An 8240-nucleotide genomic window follows, 5' to 3' on the forward strand; every position below is an offset into this window, starting at 1 on the left:
ATCCTCCAACGTAAAACAAAACTTTATTACTTTACTCTATTATTATATCCCTTTTTTTAATAAGAGGCACCATATGTGTGAAAAAAATTAAAAGTTTGTATTATAATCAAAAAACATTTGCTTTAAACTATCTTTATTTATAGGCTTATTTAAAACAAAATCAACATTGTTCATTTCTTGACCGTCAAAAGATCCAACCCAACCTGTCATCAGGCAAAAATATGTATCCTTATTTATTTCTTTAATTTTTTGTGCAACTTGTAATCCATTAATACTCGGCATAGTAAAATCACAAACAATTATATCATATTTTCTCCTTTTAAATTCTGAATCTAACCCTTCACATCCACAGGTTTTTATTTTACATTTTGCAATTGATTTTATCATACTAGAAACAACATTTCTTATTTGCTCTTGATCATCAATAATAAGAATATTCCCCTTAAAATTAATTACATTCCTTGAAACTTCCTCATAACCCTTAATTATATTTTCACATATAGGCAATTTAACAATAAAAGAGGTTCCTACATTTTCTTCACTTTCAATTTTCATGCTACCTTTATGTGAAAGTATTATATTATGTGAAATACTCAATCCAAGCCCTGAACCATTATTACCTTTGGTTGTGAAAAATGGTTCTAATATCCTATTTTGAATTTCACTACTCATTCCAACTCCATTATCTCTTATTTCTATAATAACCACACTTGCCTTGTTTTTTGTAATAACCTCTATTTTACCACCACTAGGCATAGCATCTATTGCATTTGCTATTATGTTTATAAATACTTCTCTTATTTCTGTTATATTTCCTTGTACTGTTTCATTAGATTTCAATGATTTAATTATGTTAATTTTTATCCCTTTAAAAACACTTTCAGTTAACCACTTACTTTTAGTTAAATCTATTGCGTCTGAAATTGCACCATCTATACTAAATATCTGAATACCATCATCATTATATTTTTTGGTTAATCTTTTAACCTTGTTAGTTATATTCATTCCATCATAGGCACAAATTTCTATAACACTAAGTAACTTGAAATTTTCCTTTTCCTGAATTGTATCCTTTAAAAGTTGAACAGAACCTAAAATTGGTGTAAGTATATTATTAATATCATGGGTTATTCCTGCAGCCATTTCACCCATAGCTTTTAGTCTTTCGTTTTGTACTAGTCTATTCTGCATATCAGAAAACCTTTTTTGATCCTGAATCAAATAAAAAGCCGTTTTACATATTGATCTTAAGTGATCTATATTATATTTAGATAATTCTCTATTTTTTTCATATCTACCTATCCATATTACTCCCTTAGCTATATCATAGTACCCTACTGGAATAGCCAGATAGCTGACTATCCCTATTAATTTGAATTTAGCTACTAATTTTGGGTCAATTATTTCACTTACATTCAACAATATATCTATATTATCATTTAATGCAATTTGATTGAATTTATTAAGGTACTGAATTATTTCCGCGTCGTTAATTAAGTAGTACTTATGCTTTTTCGTGATGCCATAATAACTATCTATAGCTGTTATGTTTTCTTGTTCTTTAAAGGAACTGTGTAAAATACAAAAATCAACATCACATACATCCTTAATTTTAGTCATTATAATTTTCTTAAATTCATTCTCATCTGTACTTTTAGGTATATTAGAAAAAACATCATTAAATAAAACTAAATTTTTATTCTGATATTTTAATTGTGAATTAGACTGAAGCATCCATATTGCTTTTTCTATTTCATCTTTATTTTTAAATTCCATTTCTCTATTTCTATCTATAATAATTAATCTTTCAAATAAATTAGCAAATCCATATAAATTATTAAAGTTATGCACACTATTATCAATGTAAACCATATTAGAAACATTATCATTTGAACATTCTATTATTTTTTCAACGCACTTAATTATGGCTTCTAATTTGTAAGCTCTTTTGCTTACATTTTTAAAATACCATATTATTATCAATTTCTGTTTAACATCAGAAATCATATCAATAATGTCTAAAAACTCTTTATTGTCATAATCAAATACAGTAATATTACATGTTTTTATTTCAAATTTTCCTGTATTTATATTATGCCTTATGCACTGCTCCTGGCTTATAAAGTTTTTTTCAATATCTTTATAAAAAATGTCATCTGTAAAAAATATAATTTTTTCTCCATTTAGAAGAGCATTGGAAATATTTTTTTTAATTATCTTAGGTAAATTATTGATATTTAAAACATCTGTACCTATACATAATGAATTTTTACCATCCCTATACAAATTGTTATTTATATATTTCATAATATACCCCTCATACCTTCATATTCCTATACTCTCTTTATATAATGTTATTCGACATTTTATTTCAATTTCCTTTGTTTTATACGATATTTTTATGTTCTATACATTTATACATAAAATAAATGAAATTATACCATAAAAATAAGGACATACAAGTGTATATGCCCTAAGTTAACATTATATGCTGATATAGTGTTAAATAAATCACGTAAAAAACGAATAATTTATTTAATATAGTTCCATTATGTCAAATAAATTTAGGTATATTTTACTTGATAATTTTATCTAGTATATCTCCTAGTTGCTTTATATACATTCCATATTCGGCCCAATTACCATTCTTTTGAGCTTCTAATGACTTGTTATATAAACCTTTAGCTATTTTTATATTTTCATATGCTTCTGTATCTACATTTGAATTATCTTCTGGCTTTGATATATTATTTTTATCGGTATAATTAAATATCTGCAAAAGTGCTGACTCTATATTATCCGCTAAAATTATTTTTTCACCATAAGACACTACAATCTTTTTCATCTCTGGTATACTTTTTTCCCCTTTAGCCCTCAAATACATAGGTTCTACATATAGCAGTGAATTTTTAATTGGTATAATTGTGGTTTCTCCAAATTGAACCTCTGAACCTTGTGTATTCCAAAGCGATAATTCTTTCGATATTATTGTGTCCTGATTCATCTTTTGTTTAAATTGTACAGGACTATATACCTGTTTTGTTGGGAATTTATATAAAACTATTTTCCCATAATTACCTCCATCCATCCTTGCTCCCAGTAATGATACCATGTTATCTCGGCCTTTAGTGTTGAAGTATTCAAGTAAAATCATTTCTTCCTTGCTTTGGTTTGGTAATTTCATTATAACGTAAGAGGCCTCATTTATCTGGCTTTTAGCATCAACCTTCCCTTGATTTGTTGCTACAGACCATACGTCATCTCCGCTATAAAATACACCAGGATCAGTTACATGGTATCTATTTAGTGTATTACATTGTAAATTAAATAACCCTTCTGGATATCTAAAATGTTCTTTTATACCACTTGGAATTGACTCTGCATCCACAAATAGTTCTGGAAATATCTTTGAATAGCTATTTGCTATAGGATCATTTTTATCGACTATATAAAATTTAGGGGTTCCATCTACCGCATCAATAACAACTTTAATTGAGTTTCTAATATAATTTACACCATTTTGTGGTTGTGAAAACGGATACTTATCTGAAGTTGTATAAGCATCTATAATCCAGTATAGTTTCCCATCGTTTATTACAATATATGGATCGCTATCAAATGTTAAAAATGGAGCAATTTTATTTACTCTTTCAACTATATTCCTATTGATTAGTATTTTACTACTGGCAGTTATATCATTGGATAATACAAACTTAGTACTCTTTTTACTTATTGCAAACAAAATTTTGTTTGCAATGCTCATCTTTATGCCCGCACTTCCTTCGTAATTATTCATTTGATTTTCTCCACCCTTAGGGTAATCTAACTCTCCAATTTTTGTATCAACTATACTATAATCATTTGTCCTTTCACCAAAATATATCCTAGGATTATCTAATTTTATAGTAGTTTTATTCTCTAAGGGTATATTGTTAATTACAAAGTCTGGTTGCCCTTCACTTGTTACGGAATTTACTTTACTCATAACCACGCCGTATCCATGAGTGTAAACTAGATGTCTATTTTGCCAAGTGTTTGAATTGCCCTGTAATGAATCTAAATTAATTTCTCTTGGTGCAATAAATACTTGAGTATATTTACCATTGATCTTGTATCTATCAATATCTATATCGTTAAAACCATAGTAAAACCTCATGTACTGAAATTGATTATAAAATTCTAATGCTGGTTTAAAAGAATTTATTTTTATATTATCTATAGTATCTTTATTTGAAACAATATCCTCTTTAGTTAAATCATTTTTTATTTCAAATGGTACCTCTTGCATATTATCAACATTAAAAGCTTTTCTTGTATTATCTATATTATATTGAATATATGGTTTTTCTAAAGTTTTTTCATTTGATTGAACTTTAAATTTTTGAACTGAAGTTGATACTATATTTTCTCCAAAAATTAATGTAATAATTACAATAATAGATATAATCATTGGTTTTGATTTATATGTTATAAGGCTTATAAAGGTGATTATTGCTGCTATAAACGATGCCGCTGCTATTATTTGATAAAACCTTAACGTTACATGTACATCTGTATAGCTGGCTCCAAAAACCATTCCTCTTGGTGAGTACACTAAATTCCATGATTTTATCATGTATCCCAAAGATACTAGCAATAATATTAGTGAAGATACGATAGCAAGTTGTCTTCCTGCAAATTTAGTTATTCCACTTTTAAAATTTTTAAATTTAGAGAATTTATTTTTTTTATTAGAATTTAATAAATGATCCTTTGCAGTTAGGATTAGATATGTTATTACCGTAATTATTACAAGCAACGCTAATAAGTTTATGAATGTTCTATATAATGATTCAATTAATGGAAGTTTGAAGATATAAAAGGAAATATCTTTTCTAAATAATGGGTCCACTGAGTTAAAGCTTGTAGCATTTGCAAACTGGAGTATTTTATACCAATAATTTGATGCAAAGCTTATGGATATTATAGAAGAAACTATAATATTTATTAAAACAATAATTTTGTGCTCCAAATTTTCTTTGTTTTTATTCACTTCAACTACCTTTTTATATCTTGCAATACTACTTTTAAAGAATTTATAATATGTCCATATTGCAATATAGCACACTACAAATGTAGGTACCATTAATTTTAAAGTTGATGTTAATTGAGTAAAATATACTGATAAATAATTGACTTCATTAAACCATTGTATATTTATAAGTAAGTTAACTATATTACCTAAAAAAGCTATGATAGCTATTATTATTAGCAATATAATAGCTATGGTTTTCTTCTTTCTTATAAGAATCACCTCTTATCTAATTTTAGTAATTTACCTAAATTTGAGTATGTTGTTTCAATAGCACCAACTGGGCATAATTCCTGACAACAAAAACATCTTATACATTCATTCATATTCCATTTAGGATTTAATATGTCTCCTTTTTTAATCATCTCAATTGCTCGTGGATTTTCTGGACATACCTCAGCACACCTACCACACCCTATACATTTATCTTTAATAAGTGTGGGATTTGGTGCTATCATTCCTCTTAGAAAATTAGTTACTCTTGGATTTATAAAGTAGAAATTACCGCCCTTTCTACAAAGTACAAAATTTTTAGCTTTCATAGCTTCCAATTCTTCTCCAAAAATATTTATATCACCTGGAAGTACTGCTCCCCATTTACTATCATATGCCTGCTTTAAAACAGGTGTATCCAAGGGGTTATCATAGCCTATAAGCCTAACTGCTACAGAATCAACCGCCGTTAAACATTCCCCCATAATTAAAGTATTCATTTTATGTGGATTTCCACTTTTAGGTCCATTACCTTCCATAGCAATTATACCGTCTAATATAGCAAATTTAGTTCCAACAGCTGTATTTAAATCTAGTAGCATTTTGCAAAAATTATTTGCATCAGGCATTCTTGTATGCCAAGTTACCTTTTGTGTTCCTGGTATACAGCCAAACTGATTTTTTACAGCCCCTGTATAATATGCCATAGCATGTGTTTTCAGTTTTGGTAAGGATATTACAACGTCTGCATCATAAGCAGCTTTAGCTATATTCCATGATTTACATAAAATAGAATTGTCTAATTTAACATGCACGGATTCCTTAAAATCTTCAAATTTAACTCCATATCTATCAGCGACTTCCATAAGACCTGAGCGTTCCGCTGCCTTTCTTGAATCTCCGAAACCAGGCGAATCCCCAAAGCTGATATCATTAGAATATTCCTTTATAATTCTAATAACTGCTTCAAAAACAGCATAATGAGTTACTACCGGGGATTCTTTATTTTCAATACTTAACATATTAGGCTTTAAAAGCACCTTACTATCCTTTGCTATTAATTTCGTTAAAAACTCATGTCCACCCAGTAATTCAAAGCCCTGTCGTAACTTTTTTTCTATTAAATCAACATCATATTCCATACATTTTAAAAGTGCAACATTTTCCATTATTTACCTCCTTGTGTTATAATTTAATTTGAGGCTTAATTTAAATAATATTATCTACAAGTATATTAATCGGAAATTAAGTAATTTTTATCCTTTAGTTCTTTTATAATACATTCTATAATTTCCTCATTATCTGCTTTTATGGTATGCAAATGTACTCCATTAGTTAATGCAGATAGTGGTTGCGCATTAAATTCTTTAAATTTATTTGTAAATTTTTCAATATCTATTAAAGTTTTTATCATGAGCATCGCTCTTATTTCGCCGTATAAAGAGTGTTCTACTGTTACATCCTCTACTACTCCACCGAATTTAACAATACATTCAAGCTCACTATATATATCTTCTCGGCTATGTGCCACCGCTATTACTCTTTTTATATAATTACTTTCTTCATTAGGTATTAAATACCCTTCTGGAGTTGCAATTATATTTACTCCCTCTGCTCTCGTGATTGCAATATCTTTTACTATAACTTGTCTTGTTACACCCAATTCCTCTGCTAAGAACTGCCCTTTATATGTAGTGTTACTTTTAATTAGTAAGTTTTTAATATATTCTCTTCTTTCCTTTGAATTCATTTTATCCTCCTAATTTTTATATTAATTATATTCTATCACTTTTCATATATTATTAGAAATACTTTTTTAAAGTACTAAAATATGATAATAAAAAAAGAAACTATTTGCTAGTTTCTTAATTTCTATTATCACATTCTTTTAATAATTCCAATTCTGTGTCTTGTGTTATATTACTATTATGATGATTTTTAACTAAAAACAAAAACCTATCATCATACCCATACTTTCTTAATAAATTATATCCTATATCGCCATGATTATAGTACATATTAACATTTTTATTCTTCTTATGTAATTCAATTTTTCCATTTGTTATATTATGCATTATAACCATTATAGATTTATCTATCGGATTCATATTACTATATATTTTACCTATATCATGTAACAGCGCCACTTTTATCAAATATTTTGATTGTAACGCTCTTTGATTACAAGTGGATTTTACATCCATAGCTACATTTATACAGTGTTTTTGCTCATAATTAGGTAGTTGATGGAATAATTGTAATTCATAAGTTTCTAAATACGTTTTAAGAAAATCTATATCTTCATCATTAATTTTAGAAACCATTGACCTATAAAACTGTTTTACTCTATAAAGTGACATCATCAAACCCCTTTCACATTTATATTATCATAAATTATTACTTTTATATTGTAATGCTTTTTATATAATAAATCCATAAAAAATTAAATTTAAAATTAATGGCAAAATAAAAAACAGTCCGTATTGGACTGTTTTTTGGTGGAGATAAAGGGAATCGAACCCTTGACCCCCTGCGTGCAAGGCAGGTGCTCTCCCAGCTGAGCTATATCCCCGTATGGTGGACCTTCAGGGATTCGAACCCCGGACCGACCGGTTATGAGCCGGTAGCTCTAACCAACTGAGCTAAAGATCCATACAAGACCTGGCGACGACCTACTCTCCCACAAGGTCACCCCTGCAGTACCATTAGCGCATTGAAGCTTAACCTTCGTGTTCGGTATGGGAACGGGTGTTACCTTCATGCCATAATCACCAGATTTATAAGGTATTAACCTTACTATAAGAGTATATCAAGCTATAGTTAACTTGTCAATACACTTTATGAGATATTCTCTCAAAATTGCACAGTGAAATTTTTCGCTTCATATATATTAAGGTCAAGCCCTCGACTTATTAGTATTAGTCAGCTGAACATGTTACCATGCTTACACCTCTAA

At 28.4% G+C, this 8240-nt stretch carries 5 protein-coding genes, 2 tRNA genes and 1 rRNA gene; all 8 read right to left on the reverse strand.

From position 1 onward, the window contains the following. Positions 1-87: 87 nt before the first annotated feature. Positions 88-2307, reverse strand: coding sequence for an ATP-binding protein (locus KPL50_RS21885; protein ID WP_216300659.1), 2220 nt, complete (start codon positions 2305-2307; stop codon positions 88-90). A gap of 268 nt (positions 2308-2575) precedes the next feature. Then, positions 2576-5284, reverse strand: a complete 2709-nt coding sequence (locus tag KPL50_RS21890; protein WP_216300664.1) for a UPF0182 family protein — start codon at positions 5282-5284, stop codon at positions 2576-2578. A 5-nt stretch (positions 5285-5289) separates the two neighbouring features. Beyond that, positions 5290-6453: a DUF362 domain-containing protein gene (locus KPL50_RS21895; RefSeq protein ID WP_216300660.1), complete on the reverse strand. Its 1164-nt coding sequence runs from the start codon at positions 6451-6453 to the stop codon at positions 5290-5292. A 65-nt stretch (positions 6454-6518) separates the two neighbouring features. Beyond that, positions 6519-7034, reverse strand: a complete 516-nt coding sequence (locus KPL50_RS21900; protein ID WP_216300661.1) for a transcription repressor NadR — start codon at positions 7032-7034, stop codon at positions 6519-6521. Positions 7035-7149: 115 nt separating this feature from the next. Next, entirely contained in the window at positions 7150-7644 is a 495-nt protein-coding gene (locus KPL50_RS21905) for an HDIG domain-containing metalloprotein (protein WP_216300662.1), read from the reverse strand. A gap of 136 nt (positions 7645-7780) precedes the next feature. Then, positions 7781-7856 (reverse strand) — tRNA-Ala (locus tag KPL50_RS21910). A 3-nt stretch (positions 7857-7859) separates the two neighbouring features. After that, positions 7860-7936 (reverse strand) — tRNA-Ile (locus tag KPL50_RS21915). A gap of 7 nt (positions 7937-7943) precedes the next feature. Then, positions 7944-8060: ribosomal RNA gene (gene rrf / locus KPL50_RS21920) — 5S ribosomal RNA — on the reverse strand. Positions 8061-8240: the final 180 nt, after the last annotated feature.

Origin of the sequence: Clostridium sp. CF012, from assembly GCF_018861755.1 — a bacterium.
Classification (GTDB): Bacteria; Bacillota; Clostridia; order Clostridiales; family Clostridiaceae; genus Clostridium_AD.

What these genes read in the sequence shown, in the direction of transcription:
- KPL50_RS21885 (WP_216300659.1), bottom strand. Translation starts at nt 2,307, where the DNA reads ATGAAATATATAAATAACAATTTGTATAGGGATGGTAAAAATTCATTA.
- KPL50_RS21895 (WP_216300660.1), bottom strand. Translation starts at nt 6,453, where the DNA reads ATGGAAAATGTTGCACTTTTAAAATGTATGGAATATGATGTTGATTTA.
- KPL50_RS21900 (WP_216300661.1), bottom strand. Translation starts at nt 7,034, where the DNA reads ATGAATTCAAAGGAAAGAAGAGAATATATTAAAAACTTACTAATTAAA.
- KPL50_RS21905 (WP_216300662.1), bottom strand. Translation starts at nt 7,644, where the DNA reads ATGTCACTTTATAGAGTAAAACAGTTTTATAGGTCAATGGTTTCTAAA.